Source organism: Paenibacillus chartarius, assembly GCF_042432825.1.
In the GTDB taxonomy this organism is placed as follows: Bacteria; Bacillota; Bacilli; order Paenibacillales; family NBRC-103111; genus Gordoniibacillus; species Gordoniibacillus chartarius.
Map to the genome: position 1 here is coordinate 94886 of NZ_JBHLWN010000046.1, position 16459 is coordinate 111344.

Sequence of the window (16459 nt, forward strand, 5' to 3'; positions counted from 1 at the left end):
CATAAAAATCCGTTGCCAAACCGCTCGTTTATGGTACAATGGAAGTAGTTCCAAAGTTATACAAATCGTAAAGGGCAAACTTGGTGAAAATCAAGGACGCAAAGCCACAGGCCTAACGCGGCCGCATCGTTCGCCGATGCCCGCAAAGGCGGCTGGGTTGCCGAAATTTGTAGTGCATTTCCGGACCATACGGAGAGAGACTGCTCATTTCGGGAGCAGTTTTTATTTTTTTCCAAGAAGGGGTTTTGAGAATGCAAGGGACTTTCGTGCCAACTATGCCTGAACTCGTTCGATATCTCATTGACCAGCTGAAGCCGAACAAGGACGGCAGTACATGGAGATTATCGGCCGCAGCTTGTTCGGAGCAGTTGTTCTGGATGAAGCTGGGGACGGATAACGGCGAACAACATATGATGCTGGGCCTGCCTACGCACGTTGCGCAATATGTGCTGCCTCAGCTGGACGAGGCATCCGTACGCGAAGCCTGGAACGAACCTGAAGCGTTCTTAACCGATCTCGAGCAGCTGAGCAGGAGCTTGCCGAGCGGCAATCATAAGCTCGTCATCGCTCCTGTTCAGACTCCGTTTTATGGGGAAATACGCGTTACAGCTTCGTATTGAGTCGAATTCATTTGCCGGCCAAGGCGTCGCAGAACGCTTTCGCGTATGGCGGCAAGTCCGGCGGACGGCGTGCGGATACAAGATGTCCGTCAACGACAACCTCCTCGTCGAACCACACCGCGCCGGCATTCTCCATATCGTCGCGGATCCCCGGGGTTGACGTCACTTTGCGACCCTGTAAAATCTTCGCTGAGATAAGCACCCATCCGGCATGGCATATTTGTCCGATCGGCTTGCCGGACCGGTCCATCTCCCGAACGAGCTCCAGTACCTTCGGATAACGCCGCAGCTTGTCCGGCGCCCAGCCCCCCGGTACGAGCAAGCCGTCATAGTCCGCTGCGTTCACTTCATCAAAGGAAAAGTCGCTCCTCGCAGGAACACCATATTTGCCGGTATAAATTACGCCTTTCTCCGCACCCGCCAAGTGTACCTCCGCGCCTTCCTCGCGAACCCGGTAAACCGGATACCAAAGCTCCAAGTCTTCAAATTCCTCGTCGACCAAGCTTAAGACTTTCTTACCTGTCAGCCTCATGCGATCCCTCCGTCTGATGTTTCCATTATTGCGCCAATGCTTCGCTCCCATTTTACCATATGTCCCGTGTTGTCAAAAACTAACTGCGCTTCAGGAGCAGGAATATGCTCGTCCGAATCGAATATATCGGGTAACGGCGCTAAGCCCAATTTGCTTGGTGTGTGCTCTTTTCATGGGGGTCTGAAGGAGAGGATTTTGTGCAAAAGACTTGCAAGTGCGGATGTATGATGAATATCCGCCTACGCACCGTCATTTACCTGAACAAAGTAGATATCGAGAATGTCCCGATCTACACCTGCGATGCTTGTCAGCGAAGTGAAGTGCTGCCCAGCGTCAAAGCGGAGCTGACCGGTCTCATTGCCGATCTCGGCAACATGCCGGCGAAGAAGAAGCTGTCGTTTGACGAATTATCGGAAATTGCGTATCTCATGCGTAAGGTGTCGGAGAAGGAGCATCGAACCGACAGCATCGAGCGTATAGTGGAGGAGCGAATCAACGAGCTGCTTGACATTATGCTGATTGCCCAATCCCTCGGCGATGAGATCTGGATGGAAGAGATTCGGAAACGGCTTGCGCAAATTACCCAGCATTCGTTATCGGCCTAAACGGGACTTATGAAAAGTCCTATTTGGTTTTCATTGCAAGAAGGCGCATTTTGTCGTATCATTATCGTAAATGTAAAGTGTGCGCTTATTATTTTACGATAAATGGAGAGAGAGCCAACGTGACAGTTACGATTTACGATGTTGCCAGAGAGGCCGGGGTTTCCATGGCGACTGTATCCCGAGTCGTCAATAATAATCCGAATGTAAAGCCGCAAACGCGCAAGAAAGTGTTCGAGGCAATCGAGAGACTCGGTTATCGGCCTAATGCCGTAGCTCGAGGCCTCGCGAGCAAGAAGACGACGACGGTCGGTGTCGTCATTCCGGACATTTCGAACTCGATCTTTGCGGAAGTCGCCCGCGGCATTGAAGATATTGCGAACATGTATCACTATAATATTATTTTGTGTAACTCGGACAAGCGCAAGGAAAAAGAGATTCGTGTCGTCAATACGCTGCTGGAGAAGCAGGTGGACGGGCTCTTGTTCATGGGCGGCGTCGTAACGGATGACCATCTGCAAGCGTTTAAAACCGCTTCCGTTCCGGTTGTTTTGTGTGCCACGGCTGACGAGAAGAAGACGATGCCTTCCGTCGATATCGATCATGAAGGAGCTGCGTTCGACGCCGTGAACGAGCTCATTCGGGAAGGGCACCGCGATATCGCTATGATTACAGGTACGCTGCAAGACCCGGCGAACGGCTACGCCCGTTACCAAGGCTACAAGCGCGCATTGGAAGAGGCTGGAATCCAGGTTCGCGAGCAGTTCGTTCGTGTCGGCAACTATCGGTACGAATCGGGCATGGAAGCGGCAAAATATTTCTTGGAGCAGGAGCAGCGTCCGACAGCGATCTTCTCCGCAACGGACGAGATGGCGATCGGAGCGATCCATGCGATCCAGGATCAAGGGCTCAGGGTACCGGAAGATGTATCGGTCATTTCGATCGACAACATCCGGATGGCATCAATGGTTCGTCCGCAATTGACGACGGTCGCTCAGCCCATGTACGATATCGGTGCGGTATCGATGCGGCTGTTGACGAAGCTGATGAACAAAGATGCCGTAGAGCAGTCGCAAGTCGTTCTGCCGCACGAAATTATTCGCCGCAAATCAACGCGCAGCAGCGTGTAATTCGGCTAACAATGCCGCTTTGCGAAGCCTTCGCAGAGCGGCATTCGCATGCCCGCATGCAAGCAAACTTATCCGGGAACAGTGTATCGAGGAAGGGGACAGACGCGTATGGCATGGAAGAAGCTCGGATTGATCGGAGCGATGAATGAGGAGATTGAGCTGCTCGTTCAACATATGGATAACGTGACGGAGACGGAAAGGGCTGGCATCGTTTACCGGGAAGGCCGTTTTCAAGGCAAAGACGTTGTCGTCTGCCGCTCCGGCGTCGGCAAAGTGAATGCAGCGGTATGCACGCAAATTTTGATCGACCGCTATGGCGTCGATGCGGTTATTTTCACCGGTGTGGCGGGGGCTTTGGATCCGGAGCTCAACATTGGGGATATCGTCGTTTCGACAGAATGTATGCAGCACGATATGGACGTTACGGCGCTTGGCTTTGAGCGGGGCGTCATCCCTTACGAACGGACGTCGGTATTTGCGGCGGACGCGGCGCTGGCCGAACTTGCTTATGCCGCAAGCGCAGCATTGTTCCCGGGCAAATCGAAACAAGGTCGGGTGCTGTCCGGTGACCAGTTCGTGGCGAGCCGGGATACGGTGCGAGAGCTTCATGAACAGCTGAAAGGCACCTGCACGGAGATGGAAGGTGCTTCTGTGGCGCAAGTATGCTCGATGAACGGCATCCCTTATGTCGTGATCCGCTCGATGTCCGACAAGGCCGACGGTTCGGCCCATGTGAACTTTGCCGAGTTTACGGTGCTGGCATCGGAAAATTCCTACCGTATCGTCGAAGAGATGCTGAAACGCATGTAAGTGAAGAGAGCCCGTTCGGCTGCAGACTGCCGGACGGGCTCTTTTACGTATCATGATAAATACATGAGTGCGAGTTCTTTTACTTGCCGATTTCGTTCCTCAATGGCCTGTCTTCGGGGGATCGGTGTCCATTGTCCGACCGGATCGAGCCATGTACCGGGCAGCGGATCGGGGCTGGCGCCTTGCCAAGCTTGCAGCCAATCCGCGGGGAGCGGTAGCAGAGGGTCGGCAGCTAGCTGCTCCACCAGCGGATGGTCGGTCATGACCAGCCATAGCAAACTCCAGGCCCGCGGTACGACGCGCCATATATCGTAACCTCCGCCTCCGAGAGCAATCCAGCGGCCGCCGCAATGGTCCAGCGCCGCCTTACGGATCAGGCGCGGCATGTCGCGGTATATGCGCATCGAGCAGTGGACATGAGCCAGCGGATCGCTGGCATGGGCGTCGCAGCCGTGCTGCGAGACGATGACATCGGGCTGAAATCGACGTACGGTCGCCTGAAGCACCTCTGCAAAGCAGTCCATCCATGATTCGTCTTCGGTATAAGGCTCGACGGGCATATTGATGGACGTGCCGAAGGCTTCGCCTTCTCCGCGTTCGGTTACGTCCCCCGTACCCGGAAACAAATACTTGCCGGTCTCGTGAATGGACAGCGTGCACACGTTCGGGTCGGCGTAAAAGCACCATTGGACGCCGTCGCCGTGATGAACGTCCGTATCGATATACAAGACTCGTGCCTGATACTTCTCGCGTATATGGGCGATCGCTGCGGAAGCGTCGTTGTATACGCAGAAGCCTGCGCCTTTGCCGTGCAGAGCGTGATGCAAGCCTCCGGCAAGGTGAAGGGCATGTTCCGCAGCGCCGGACATCACTTGCTCGGCGGCAGCGATCGAACCGCCTACGACGTAAGAGGTTATATCATGCATCCCGGGAAAATAAGGCGTATCCTCGGTATCCAATCCATAGCGCCCGGACAGCCGAATCCAATGCTCGTCGGGCTCGGGCTTGCTCAGCTGCCGCACCGCTTCGATATAGGCGGCACTGTGTACGCGCAGCAGTTCCGCTTCCGTGGCAAGCTGCGGAGCGACGATCGCTTCCGGAGGCAGCGCGGCAGCCCGCCGCAGCAAATCTACGGTCAGGAGCAGTCTCCTCTGGTTGAACGGATGGGTATCGTGAAAATGGTATCGCGTTTCGTTCTCGTTATATATAAAACGGGAGCGGGGCTTCATGGCTTCAAACTCCTTTGGTCAGCGAGGAACGCTTCGTTCATCAATACATGAACCGCTGCTGGAAGCGGATTCGGTCGAATTGCTCGACGGAAGATAAGGGGACTTTCTTTCCGATACGCACCATCAAGCAGTTTGCCGGGTGGGAGCAAATTTCCGGATCGTCGGTGGCATACCAAACCATGTCGACCGATTTCATCAGCTTCTCCATCATCGCACGATATTCCCATACGGATAGCTTGCTCTTCTCCAAATCCCAATGCCAATAATACTCAGTAGTAAACGTAATGACATTCTCCAGCTGCTCTTCCGCAAAAGCATGCTGAATCATCTTCTTGCCAAGGCCGATGGACCGGTACTCGTCGGCGACCTCAATCGCACCCAATTCAATAAGATCGGGCATATTGCCTTGCGACCATCGTTCAATCGGGTCGGGGTAATGAAACGTAACATAACCGACAATGGTTTCGCCGTCTATAGCCGCAATAATGCGTCCTTCCGGCAGGCCGGCAATTTCGATCAGAGCTTCGAGCTGCTCCTTCGGACGGCGAAACGCATCGAGCGAGGGGTGCATGCCAAGCTTTCCCAGCTCCTCCGGCGGGATCGGGCCTGCAATGACGATGCCATTCGGGTAGCGCTCCGTCAGCAAAGTTTGAGTCCGGTATATTTTGATATGCTCCATAGCGGGAATGCTCCTTCTGGACGTAGCGATCATCTTGACGAACCGAAACCATCGAAACATATGGACGGGTAACTCCAATTTGGCGGGATGTGCCGTTTAGTACACTTATAACAAATTTTTGTCCCGCTGGGAAGGGGCGATTCGGGGCACGGAAGGAGGTACACTTAGCGTGTAGGGCAAAATGGAGTTTTATCCCATGAAATACATAGGCGTATGGACATCTGTGTGCTATAATAAGTTTGTTATATTCGTAATTCCTGGATTTGAACTCATACGAAGAAGCAACGGTATTTTAAATGTAAGCGTTTAATTTTTGATGGGAGGTTGTCCGTGTGAGCCAGTTGAAAGGTGAAGTTGTTGAAGTTACAGCACAGCATCCGAATATGAACAATTACGAGGAAACTCGTCTAACCTTTGATTGGAAGCAAGTGGAGGATTCGTTCTCTTGGTCGACAACCGGCAAAATCAATATGGCCTACGAAGCGATCGATCGCCATGCCGCATCCGGGCGCGCGGAGAAAATCGCCCTCCATTACAGCGATCCGCAGCGGGATGAATCGTATACCTTCGCGGATATGAAGCGCGAGTCCGACAAGTTCGGCAACGTGCTGCGCGGTCTCGGCGTAGCCAAGGGCGATCGCGTCTTTATTTTCATGCCGCGTACGCCTGAGCTGTACTTCGCACTTCTGGGGGCGATCAAAGTCGGCGCCGTCGTCGGACCGCTGTTCGAGGCCTTCATGGAAACGGCCGTTCGTGACCGTTTGCAGGACAGCGAGGCAGTCGCCATCGTCACAACGCCGGCTCTGCTGTCACGCGTTCCGGTTGCTGAGCTGCCGAATCTGAAGCATATCATTTTAGTCGGTCAAGATGTGCAGGCAGAGGAAGGGCAGGTCGATTTCCACAAGGAGATGGCGCAAGCGTCCGACAGCCTCGATATCGAGTGGGTTGACCGCGAGGATGGTCTGATTCTGCACTATACATCCGGCTCAACGGGTAAACCGAAGGGCGTCTACCATGTCCACAATGCGATGATTCAGCACTATTACACGGGGCGCGTCGTGCTTGATCTGCAAGAAGACGACGTATACTGGTGCACCGCCGATCCGGGTTGGGTAACCGGAACGTCGTACGGCATTTTCGCTCCATGGCTGAACGGGGCAACGAATGTAATCCGCGGCGGACGCTTCAGTCCTCAGGATTGGTATAATACGATTCAAAAATATAAAGTAACGGTCTGGTACAGTGCTCCTACTGCGTTCCGGATGCTTATGGGGGCCGGAGACGACGTAGTCCGGCAATTCGACTTGTCGTCGCTCCGTCACGTCCTGAGCGTCGGCGAGCCGCTCAATCCGGAAGTCGTGCGCTGGGGTCTGCGAGTGTATAACCAGCGTATACATGACACGTGGTGGATGACGGAGACGGGCGGGCAGCTCATTTGCAACTATCCGGGCATGCCGATCAAACCGGGCTCGATGGGGCGTCCGCTGCCGGGCATCGAAGCGGCGATTATCGATGACGCAGGCAATGTGCTGCCTCCGAATCGGATGGGTAATTTGGCCGTGAAGACGCCATGGCCTTCGATGATGCGGAAGATTTGGAACAATCCGGCCAAGTATGAAGAATATTTCCGTATTCCGGGCTGGTACATTTCCGGCGACTCGGCTTATATGGACGAGGATGGCTACTTCTGGTTCCAAGGCCGTATTGACGATGTGATCAATACGTCCGGCGAGCGCGTAGGACCGTTCGAGGTCGAGAGCAAGCTCGTCGAGCATCCGGCTGTGGCCGAAGCCGGCGTGATCGGGAAGCCGGATCCGATGCGCGGAGAAATCATCAAAGCGTTCATCTCGCTGCGTGAAGGCTTCACACCGTCGGACGAACTGAAAGCCGACATCGCAAAGTTCGTCAAGGAAGGGCTGTCCGCTCATGCGGCGCCGCGCGAGATCGAGTTCAAAGACAAGCTGCCGAAGACACGAAGCGGAAAAATTATGCGTCGCGTGCTGAAAGCATGGGAGCTTAACCTGCCGACCGGCGACTTATCGACAATTGAAGATTAATAGGTGATTTTCGGCATAAAGCAATGTATAAAGCCCCGCAGCTGTCCGGTCAAACCGGCTCAGCTGCGGGGCTTTTCAAAATGCTCTATTGGAGAAGCGATGCATACGGTTCGGCTTGCGTCGGCTTCGATTCGCCGGATTCATTATAGGCTGTTATCCGGTAATAACCGTCCCGCTCCTTGGCGAACGAACGGAATTCCGTAGAATTGGAAGGCGTGGAGCCGATCTTCTTAAACGTGCCGTTTTCCTTGTCGCTATAATAGACGTTATAGCCGACGATGCGATCTTTCGCATTTGCGGGTTTCCAGCTGACAGAGACGCCGGAATTTTGCACCGGCTTCACCGTCAACTGCACCGGAGTGGAAGGCGCCGTCTTCGCTTGCTTGCCGGCTCCCGTCGAGCCGCCGTCATTGGACTTATTGCCTGCTGCTGATGATTCGGCAGCGTCTTCCTGCCCGGCCGCTCCTTCCGGCATAAGCGGATCGGCCCCGGAGCCTTCGCTCTGCGGCAGGAAGAGCGGGTCGATCGGTCCGTCAGGCGATGCAGGGATGCTCGTCGTAGATTCATTGCCGGCGACATCGACGGCTTTAATCGCGTAGACGACTTGTGTACCGACCGGCGGCGTATCGGTCAGCTTGAGCTCCGGTCCGGCCGTGACGACTTTTCCCGGCAGCAGGCGGTACGGACCGCGATTGTCGGAGCGGTACAGCCTGTAACCGACAACGTCGGCACTTGGGCTAGCCTGGAACGAAATTGCGATACCTTCGGCCGATCTGGCCAGAGTCAAGCCGGCTGGCGGAGCCGGTTCCTTGCCGTCATCCGTACGCGGATCCATCTCGGACGGCGCGTCGCTGTCATAATCAAGCGGCTTGTAGCTGTCGATGGACCGCTGACGATCCGGGGGCAGCTTCGCCATAATGCTCTGAATTTCATCGAGCAGCTGATTGATCGGCTTGGCTCGCTTAATGACCGTACGATTCTGTGTCATGTCGTCCGGAGTTGTGGACTGCGCCAAATAGTTTCTGCCGTTGTAGGCGATAATTCTGGCGCCGACCATGACATCGTCTTGCTCGGTAGGCACGTAATCTTTATTGAAAATGTCGGTAACGGCATGGCCCGACTTCGTCGTCAGCTCGCTTGGCAGCTTGCCGGACAAATTGGAAACGGTCGCGGAAACGATGCCGTCCGGCTTCTCGAAGCTCTTCGTCTTGAACAGGTCATTGCGTCTCTCGACTGTGACGTTCATGACCTGCGCCCATATGTTTTTGGCGTGCTCCGTCGAACCGTTCCTCTTGCTGAGCTTATTGACCGGCTGATCATACCCGATCCATACGCCAGTCGTAATGTCGGGACTGAAGCCTTCGAACCAGGCGTCCGTATCGTCCTGCGTCGAGCCTGTCTTGCCGACAACGGGAATTTGACCGTAATAAGCGAATTTGGACTTCAGATCGGTAGCCGTGCCCTCTGTGATGACCGTACGCAGCATATCGGTCATAAGGTAAGCCGTCTGCGGTGAAAACACCGTGTTCGGATTATGCTTGTGCTCATAAATGATCTTACCGTTCGGATCGGTAATTTTCCTAATCATGTGCGCTTCGTTGAATACGCCTTTGTTGGCGATTGTCGCATACGCATTCGTAAGCTCCTTCACCGACGTTCCATACTTCAGACCGCCGATAACCCCCGTTTGCGCGCTGTAATCATCTTTATGGATTGACGTTATGCCCATCTTCTTGGCGAAGTCCCACGCCTGATTGATACCGACGACGTCCAAATACAGCTTGATGGCCGGAATATTGTATGATTGATTCAGTGCCCTGCGCGCCGTAATCAGACCGTGGAACTTGTTGTCCCAGTTTTCCGGCAGATGGTAGCCGCCGGAATTTTTGGAGCCGTCCTTGAGAATAACGGGCACGTCGTCGATCACGCTGGCCGGCTGGATGAGCCCCTTCTCCAGGGCAGGGATGAATGCGGCGATCGGCTTCATCGTCGAGCCTGGCTGGCGAAGCGCCTGTGTGGCATGGTTCAGCTGCTCCACCTGGAAATCGCGGCCTTCGATCATGCCCAGAATCGCGCTCGTCCGGTTGTCGAGCATGATGGCGCCGACCTGTTCAATTTTCTTAGGATCCTTAGGATCGTTAGGCAGGAAGTTTTTCGGATTCTCCGCAATGTCGCGCATGGCGTCATAAATCGTCTTATCGATCGTCGTATACACACGGTAGCCGCCGTGCAGCAGTTTCTCGTGCATCGCATTATAGGCTTCCTTGTAGTCGGCCGCATGCTTGACGGGATCCAGGTCCGGCTTCTGCTGCTTCAATAAAATTTCCGTCGCTTCGCGTTCCGCTTCGATCATCAGATATGGATATGTATTGTACGCTTTCTCCTGCGGCTTGGCCAGGGAGCCCTTCAGGTCGAAGGCGACCGCCTCGTCATGCTGGCTCGAGGTAATTTTCCCTTCTTCGAGCATTCGTTTCAGCACGAGCCGCTGCCGTGCTACGGCACGGTTAAAGCCGGCTTGATCGAACTCGCCTTTGCTTGTGAACGCCGTATAATTGCTCGGCAGCTGCGGCAATCCGGCGAGGTAAGCCGCTTGCGCCACATTCAGCTTGCTGAGATCGTCGATGTCGAAGATGCCCTTGGCGGCAGCCTTGACGCCGTACAGGTTGTAGCCGCTTGATCCGTTGCCGTAAGGGATTTTGTTTAAATACGCCAGCAAAATCTCTTCCTTCGACATAAGCCTTTCCATGCGCATCGCGAGTAAAATTTCTTTGGCTTTCCGTCCCTCGTCGCGGTCCAGAGTCAGGAAGACGCGTCTGGCTAGCTGTTGGGTAATCGTGGAGCCGCCGGTTTGCACATCGTCTTTCAGCACTTTCTGAAACACCGCCCGCGTAGTAGCCCGAACGTCGATGCCGAAATGCTCGTAGAAGCTGTTATCCTCGATCGCGAGCACGGCGTCCAGCAGCACCTGCGGGATATCGCTCAGCTTAGCCATCCGGCGGTCTTCATCGGTCCGCAATTGTCCGATGATGGTGTCGTCGGCAAAGTGGACGAAGCCGGTGATCGAATTCTCTTCAATGAGCTGCATCATGGACTCGCGGCTGCGGACCGGATCGTCCTTGACCAAAGCCGAGACATAGCCGAAGGCTGCGCCTCCGCCGACGATGCCGCCGAGCACAATGAAGATGATGAGCCATTTGAAGGTAGCCAGCGTGATGGCTCCGGTCATGCGAACCCATTTTTTCTTAAAAAATGCCGATATAGTATTCATGAACTCCAAAATCCTCCTTCGAACAACCGTTTCCATTATACCATATTCCGTTATATGTGGACATCCGTCGATAGCGACCGCGGCGACGGTTGACAATTGCCGGCGGCTTCTGTAAGATAAACAAAAATGATTGCGACGATGGAGAGCAGTAGCGCGTTTGATTTGCCCTCAGAGAGCCGGTGGATGGTGCGAACCGGCGGCGGCGGACGCAGTGAATTACACTCCGGAGCAGAAGAGGGGAACATCGGATACCGGGAACAGGCAAGATGCGCCCGCGGTCCGATCAGTAGCTTTTTCCGATTTGCCCACGTTACCGGGCTCCGAGCGAAAGCAGGCGTGTTCCGATATCGATTCGGCAGCGCTGCTTTAATTAGGGTGGTACCGCGAGAGCAGCCTTCTCGTCCCTTGGGGATGAGAAGGCTTTTTATGTTGTCGCGAGATAATACACAAGGAGTGGATGACATGAGCATTTTGCAAGAATTGGAGTTCAGAGGTCTGATTAAACAGACAACAGACCGCGAGGAGCTGGAGAAGAAGCTGTCCGAAGGGCGGGTTACGCTGTATGCCGGATTTGATCCGACGGCGGACAGTCTCCATGTCGGGCATCTGCTGCCGATCCTTTGCCTTCGCCACTTCCAGCTGGCCGGTCATCGGCCGATTGCCTTGGTCGGGGGCGGCACCGGTCTGATCGGAGATCCGAGCGGTAAAGCGAACGAGCGGACGCTGAATTCGCCGGAAACGGTTGCGGGGTGGACCGAAAGCCTGCGCAAACAGCTGTCGCGTTTTCTTTCCTTCGACAGCGGTGACAACGGCGCGATGATGGCGAATAACTATGACTGGTTAAGCAAGCTGGATGTGATCGGTTTCCTGCGGGATGTCGGGAAAAATTTCACGGTCAATTACATGCTGGCCAAAGACTCCGTCGACTCGCGGATTGAGAAGGGGATTTCGTTTACCGAATTCAGCTACATGATTTTGCAGGCTTACGATTTCCTCCAGCTGAACGAAACGCACGGCTGTACGCTTCAGGTAGGCGGCAGCGATCAATGGGGCAACATTACGGCGGGGCTGGAGCTGATCGGCAAAACGTCGGGCGCGCGCGCGTTCGGCTTGACGATGCCGCTCGTGACCAAGAGCGACGGTCAAAAGTTCGGGAAGTCGGAAGGCGGGGCGGTCTGGCTTGATCCGGCAAAGACGACTCCGTACCAGTTCTATCAATTCTGGATCAACACAGACGATAACGATGTCGTCAAGTTTCTGAAATATTTCACGTTCCTGGAGCGGTCGGAGATCGAACGTCTGGAGCAGGAAGTGCGGACGGCGCCGGAGAAGCGGGAAGCGCAGCGCGTGCTGGCCCGGGAAGTAACGGCACTCGTTCACGGACAGGCGGCACTGGAAAGCGCCATGAACATTACCAAAGCGCTCTTTGACGGAAGCGTCGGCGAGCTGACGGCGGCGGAAATCGAAGAGGCGTTCAAGGATGAGCCGTCAACGGAGCTGGCGGACGAGCCGATTGCGCTCGTCGACCTGCTGATTACGGCGAAGGCAGCCTCGTCCAAGCGCGAAGCGCGGGAATTTATCGAGAAGGGCGCCGTAGCGGTAAACGGCAACAAAATGACGGAGCTTGATGCCGTACTCCGTGCGGAAGACCGTATCGAAGGCAAATATCTCGTCCTGCGCCGCGGCAAGAAAAATTACTACCTGATTCGTTTCAAATAACATACACACAAAAAAATCCCCCTGGATCTGAGATCCAAGGGGGATTTTCATCTGATTATCGGCTGTAGAACTCGACGATTTGCTTCTCGTCAATGTCTTGGGAGAGCTCTGCGCGCTCAGGAAGACGGACGTAACGGCCTTCCATAGCTTGCTCGTTGAACTCGAGGTATGCAGGAACGTGATGACGGTTAGCAACAGCTTCTTTGATCGAAGTCAGGTTGCGGCTTCTTTCGCGAAGACCGACAACGTCGCCAGTCGATACGATGTAGGAAGCGATGTCAACCTTCTTGCCGTTAACGGTAACGTGACCGTGGGAAACGAGCTGGCGAGCGCCGGCGCGAGTGTTCGCGAAGCCAAGGCGGTATACCAGGTTGTCCAAACGGCTTTCGAGCAGGAACATGAAGTTCTCACCGGATTTGCCGGCCATCTTGGAAGCTTTCACGAAGAGGTTGTGGAACTGCTTCTCGCCGAGACCGTACATGTGGCGAAGCTTTTGCTTCTCTTGCAGCTGTACGCCGTAACCGCTCAGCTTCTTGCGTTGGCCCGGGCCGTGCTGGCCTGGAGGGAAAGGACGCTTCAATTCTTTACCTGTGCCGCTAAGGGAGATGCCGAGGCGGCGGCTTAACTTAAATTTAGGGCCTGTATAACGTGCCATGTGCGATACGCACTCCTTTTAATTGTAAGTTTGGGTGAGCGATGCTGTTGGTGAACGCTCGTGCCCGATACGACTCCGCAGCAATGCCGGATTGGAGGCCGGCAGCGCCAAACGGGAATGTAATTCAGCCGCTGTCCCGTCTGGAGTGTATCAGAGAGGGTGAAACACGCAGTCCTTCACCGTGTCTTGGTAGTACTCGACTTCTAATTTTATAAAATACGATGTTAGGTGTCAAGTAAAAACAATTTAACGGTGCAACGATACCAAAAACATAGTATAGTAGTAGTAGGTGTTTAGACCCTCGGAATAAGCGGACTTCCTGCTATCTTATCCAAGGAGTCGACAAAGGAGAACGTTCGTATGACCAATACACATCATGAAGCTCCTAAGATAGATACGTACACCCTGCCGCCGCTCGGTTCCGAATTACAGCAGATCCGGCAGACGCTGCGCAGCGGCTTTGCATATTACGTTCAACAGCTCGGCGAACAGGCGATTCCTTTCGCGGACCGTTTGGTATTAACGACAGAGCCGAACGAATGCGCAGTCGGAGCCGGCTTCTGCCTTGAGCTTTATACCAATAACGGACAATGGGCAGGAAAGCTGTGCTTTCCTCCCGGCGTCACCGATTCGTCGCAGCGCAAATTCATTGCCGTTGCGTTTGTTCAGTCGTGCCAGCTGGCGCTTCTGCAGAGCGAGAAGCTGGAACAGGCCAATCGCCAGATGGATGCTTACAAAGAGTCCAGACGTCATGAAATGCTGTTTCTTTCGGCTAAGAAACTGCACGACAAAATCGATGTCGACAGCGTCCTTCAGGAAGTGATGTCCAGCATTCAGAGCGTATATCCGCAAGTTCGTGCCGAGCTGTTGTTGTCGCAGGATAATCCGACGACACAAGTTCCGGTCAAGCTGCTTTCGTTCGAGGATCCGGAAAACGACATTTGTACGCGTGCGTTCATGGAAGGACAATTGATCTACGTAGCCAGAGACGACGAGAACGGCATACCTTGCTCGCAGCTCGCGGCTCCATTGACGGGGAAGCAAGGGGTATACGGAATCCTTCACCTTGTAACGCCGAACGACTGCTTCGATTCCACCGACCTGCAGTTTATTTCGATGCTGGCCGACATTGCGGGCAATGCATTCGAGAACGCGAAGCTGTACGAGCAGTCCAACCTGCTTATTACCGAGTTGAGACTGATTAACGAAATTACGAAGCGGTTGAATCAGAGCTTAAGCTTGAACGAAATATTTCATTATGCTTCGACCGAGCTATGCAAAGTGTTTCATGCCGACTGCTGCTGCATTTTGCAAGCTGACGAGGCGAACCGTCAATTTATCGTCAAGGCGGGTACGCTGCCGGAACTGTTTCACGAACAGTATCCGATCGATCAGGACTATTCCGGAATCGTATTCGCTACCAATGAACCGGTTATCGTATCGGATTACGAGACTGGACGCAAAGTGCCTTCGCGACTTATGGAGGTCACGGGCGCGCGTTCACTCATATCCGCTCCGATTACAGTTAAAGGGCAAGTGATTGGTTTAATTCATGTTACGCATCACCGTCCGAACTTTTTCTCCTATGAGAATTTCAAGCTGCTGCAAGTGCTGTCCGTCCACATCGGATTAGCCATGTCGAATGCATCTTTGCATGCAGAGGTTCAGCGTATGGTCATCACCGACCGTCTGACGAGCTTGTATGTACGGCATTATTTGGATGAGCAGGTGAATGTGCTGCAGAAAAAAGATTACTGCGGATCGCTCATTCTCGTCGATGTGGACCACTTCAAAAGGGTGAACGATACGTTCGGACACCAGGTCGGCGATAAAATTCTTATTCTTGTTAGTTCCATAATCAAGACGAGTATCCGCGACAGCGATATCGCAGCCCGCTGGGGCGGGGAAGAGCTGGCCGTTTATTTGCCGCAGGTCGGACGCGATCAGGCCGTTCGCATAGCCGAGCGCATCCGGCAGCGGGTCAGCACGGAGACGGAGCCGCAAGTTACGGTGTCCTGCGGGGTATCGGATTGGAACTGGGAAGATGAGAAAATTAGTGTGGAGTCGCTCGTCTATAGAGCGGATATGGCTCTATACGAAGCGAAACACGGCGGCCGCAATCAAGTAAAGGTCGGTTAACCGAAAGCCGGCGCTGCCGGATGAAGCGAGCCTATTCAGGAAAAGCTACTTGCGTAAAGCCTGATCCCAGAAAGGTAGATTTACGTATGGGCGATCACGTTTCCTTAGGTCATCGAGCATCCGCGGCGGCCGGCTTTGTGTTGATTTGGATCGGTATCGGCTTGTCCGGTTGTGCCGTCGCTGGAGAACCGGCGGGTGCCGACGATCTGGCCGGCACTGCAATTCGCTCTATCATCGAGGCGAAGGAGCTCGTATATCAAGGAGTTTCGAGTACGAGCGTGAATGGTCACGCGCTTCCGACATCCCCGTCCTTTGCGGGGACGGTGACCAGCGGGCAGCGTTTAGTGCTGGAAATAAGACCCGACGCGGCGGCCAATGGAACGAGAGAAGAAACGGTATATACGCGAGGCAGCGCCGGGGTTTGGACGACGGAAAATAATGCGGAGAACAGCGGACTCACGATGCTGAACTGGAACCCGCTTCCATGGCTGGAGCAGCTGCCGCAAGTAAAGAGGCAGGCTGCCCTTGACGCCAAGCAATCTGACGCAGAGACGAGAGCGGTCACGATTGCACTGGAGTCCTCCGAGGTCAAGCGGCTCGTGACCGATGAGCTGACACGGGAGCGCAACGGATTGGAAGCTAAGCTCTTGGCGGAACGGAACGCGGTGCCTCAGGGCTTGAGCGCCGCACAGGCGGCGGCTCGCGATGCGGCTATGACGGAGGCTGCACAGGCTGCGATCCGGCGTTTGGACGAGTCTCTAGGCGGTCTGCAGGCGGAAGGGACAATCACGCTATGGCTGGATCGGACCAATCATCGCCCTAATAAGCTGACGCTGAACACGAAACTGCGCTACCCGAGCGGGGATCGAACGGTGGAGGAGAATACGGTTACAAGTTATACGTTCGAAGAGGAACGCAAGGATACGATGCTTCCGTCTACCTCATAAGTTTGTGTTGCGCTCAGGTGTGGAACCGGAGTATCATAGAGCTAGATCAGTTCCATTTTTAGGAGGAATGTA

Annotated in this window: 13 protein-coding genes, 1 riboswitch and 1 other annotated feature; of the genes, 8 read left to right on the forward strand and 5 right to left on the reverse strand. The window is 54.4% G+C overall.

The genetic code is table 11. The annotated features are described in order from the left end of the window. The first annotated feature begins 63 nt into the window (after nucleotides 1-63). Nucleotides 64-165: riboswitch (cyclic di-GMP riboswitch) on the forward strand. Nucleotides 166-251: 86 nt separating this feature from the next. Further along, nucleotides 252-620, forward strand: coding sequence for a hypothetical protein (locus ACFFK0_RS12065; RefSeq protein ID WP_377470443.1), 369 nt, complete (start codon nucleotides 252-254; stop codon nucleotides 618-620). 7 nt (nucleotides 621-627) lie between these two features. Here ACFFK0_RS12065 and ACFFK0_RS12070 read toward each other — a convergent pair whose 3' ends face one another. Continuing rightward, complete coding sequence (locus tag ACFFK0_RS12070; protein WP_377470445.1) at nucleotides 628-1152, reverse strand: type 1 glutamine amidotransferase domain-containing protein; 525 nt, start codon at nucleotides 1150-1152, stop codon at nucleotides 628-630. Nucleotides 1153-1376: 224 nt separating this feature from the next. Between ACFFK0_RS12070 and ACFFK0_RS12075 the strand changes: the two genes are divergently transcribed. From ACFFK0_RS12075 to ACFFK0_RS12085, 3 genes are all read left to right on the forward strand, one after another. Beyond that, complete coding sequence (locus tag ACFFK0_RS12075) at nucleotides 1377-1757, forward strand: hypothetical protein (protein ID WP_377470446.1); 381 nt, start codon at nucleotides 1377-1379, stop codon at nucleotides 1755-1757. A 119-nt stretch (nucleotides 1758-1876) separates the two neighbouring features. Further along, nucleotides 1877-2884 carry a catabolite control protein A gene (ccpA, locus tag ACFFK0_RS12080; RefSeq protein WP_377470448.1) on the forward strand — a complete coding sequence of 336 codons (1008 nt, stop codon included), beginning with the start codon at nucleotides 1877-1879 and terminating at the stop codon, nucleotides 2882-2884. A gap of 108 nt (nucleotides 2885-2992) precedes the next feature. Then, the gene (locus ACFFK0_RS12085; RefSeq protein WP_377470449.1) at nucleotides 2993-3694 is read left to right on the forward strand and encodes a 5'-methylthioadenosine/adenosylhomocysteine nucleosidase; all 702 of its coding nucleotides are present in this window, start codon (nucleotides 2993-2995) and stop codon (nucleotides 3692-3694) included. 50 nt (nucleotides 3695-3744) lie between these two features. On the opposite strand, the gene ACFFK0_RS12090 is transcribed toward ACFFK0_RS12085, so the two are convergent. Both ACFFK0_RS12090 and ACFFK0_RS12095 read right to left on the reverse strand, forming a co-directional pair. After that, on the reverse strand, nucleotides 3745-4923 hold the full coding sequence (locus tag ACFFK0_RS12090) for an acetoin utilization protein AcuC (RefSeq protein WP_377470450.1): 1179 nt from the start codon (nucleotides 4921-4923) through the stop codon (nucleotides 3745-3747). 40 nt (nucleotides 4924-4963) lie between these two features. Then, a complete protein-coding gene (locus ACFFK0_RS12095; RefSeq protein ID WP_377470485.1) occupies nucleotides 4964-5602 on the reverse strand; it encodes a GNAT family N-acetyltransferase in 639 nt (212 codons plus the stop codon). Nucleotides 5603-5934: 332 nt separating this feature from the next. Between ACFFK0_RS12095 and acsA the strand changes: the two genes are divergently transcribed. Continuing rightward, entirely contained in the window at nucleotides 5935-7659 is a 1725-nt protein-coding gene (acsA, locus tag ACFFK0_RS12100; protein WP_377470451.1) for an acetate--CoA ligase, read from the forward strand. A gap of 85 nt (nucleotides 7660-7744) precedes the next feature. Here the strand turns inward: acsA and ACFFK0_RS12105 are convergent, their stop codons facing one another. Further along, a complete protein-coding gene (locus ACFFK0_RS12105; protein WP_377470452.1) occupies nucleotides 7745-10927 on the reverse strand; it encodes a transglycosylase domain-containing protein in 3183 nt (1060 codons plus the stop codon). Between the two features lie 126 nt (nucleotides 10928-11053). After that, nucleotides 11054-11336: a binding site (T-box leader), on the forward strand. Between the two features lie 53 nt (nucleotides 11337-11389). Here ACFFK0_RS12105 and tyrS point away from each other — a divergent pair. Then, a complete protein-coding gene (gene tyrS / locus ACFFK0_RS12110; protein WP_377470454.1) occupies nucleotides 11390-12646 on the forward strand; it encodes a tyrosine--tRNA ligase in 1257 nt (418 codons plus the stop codon). A 55-nt stretch (nucleotides 12647-12701) separates the two neighbouring features. Here tyrS and rpsD read toward each other — a convergent pair whose 3' ends face one another. Continuing rightward, nucleotides 12702-13301, reverse strand: coding sequence for a 30S ribosomal protein S4 (rpsD, locus tag ACFFK0_RS12115; RefSeq protein ID WP_377470455.1), 600 nt, complete (start codon nucleotides 13299-13301; stop codon nucleotides 12702-12704). A gap of 360 nt (nucleotides 13302-13661) precedes the next feature. Between rpsD and ACFFK0_RS12120 the strand changes: the two genes are divergently transcribed. Both ACFFK0_RS12120 and ACFFK0_RS12125 read left to right on the forward strand, forming a co-directional pair. Then, nucleotides 13662-15440: a diguanylate cyclase gene (locus ACFFK0_RS12120; RefSeq protein WP_377470457.1), complete on the forward strand. Its 1779-nt coding sequence runs from the start codon at nucleotides 13662-13664 to the stop codon at nucleotides 15438-15440. Between the two features lie 86 nt (nucleotides 15441-15526). Next, complete coding sequence (locus tag ACFFK0_RS12125) at nucleotides 15527-16387, forward strand: hypothetical protein (protein ID WP_377470458.1); 861 nt, start codon at nucleotides 15527-15529, stop codon at nucleotides 16385-16387. Nucleotides 16388-16459 lie beyond the last annotated feature (72 nt).

Coding starts and splice junctions, on each gene's coding strand:
- ACFFK0_RS12065 (WP_377470443.1), top strand. CDS start 252: ATGCAAGGGACTTTCGTGCCAACTATGCCTGAACTCGTTCGATATCTC.
- ACFFK0_RS12070 (WP_377470445.1), bottom strand. CDS start 1,152: ATGAGGCTGACAGGTAAGAAAGTCTTAAGCTTGGTCGACGAGGAATTT.
- ACFFK0_RS12075 (WP_377470446.1), top strand. CDS start 1,377: ATGATGAATATCCGCCTACGCACCGTCATTTACCTGAACAAAGTAGAT.
- ACFFK0_RS12085 (WP_377470449.1), top strand. CDS start 2,993: ATGGCATGGAAGAAGCTCGGATTGATCGGAGCGATGAATGAGGAGATT.
- ACFFK0_RS12090 (WP_377470450.1), bottom strand. CDS start 4,923: ATGAAGCCCCGCTCCCGTTTTATATATAACGAGAACGAAACGCGATAC.
- ACFFK0_RS12095 (WP_377470485.1), bottom strand. CDS start 5,602: ATGGAGCATATCAAAATATACCGGACTCAAACTTTGCTGACGGAGCGC.
- ACFFK0_RS12105 (WP_377470452.1), bottom strand. CDS start 10,927: ATGAATACTATATCGGCATTTTTTAAGAAAAAATGGGTTCGCATGACC.
- tyrS (WP_377470454.1), top strand. CDS start 11,390: ATGAGCATTTTGCAAGAATTGGAGTTCAGAGGTCTGATTAAACAGACA.
- rpsD (WP_377470455.1), bottom strand. CDS start 13,301: ATGGCACGTTATACAGGCCCTAAATTTAAGTTAAGCCGCCGCCTCGGC.
- ACFFK0_RS12120 (WP_377470457.1), top strand. CDS start 13,662: ATGACCAATACACATCATGAAGCTCCTAAGATAGATACGTACACCCTG.
- ACFFK0_RS12125 (WP_377470458.1), top strand. CDS start 15,527: ATGGGCGATCACGTTTCCTTAGGTCATCGAGCATCCGCGGCGGCCGGC.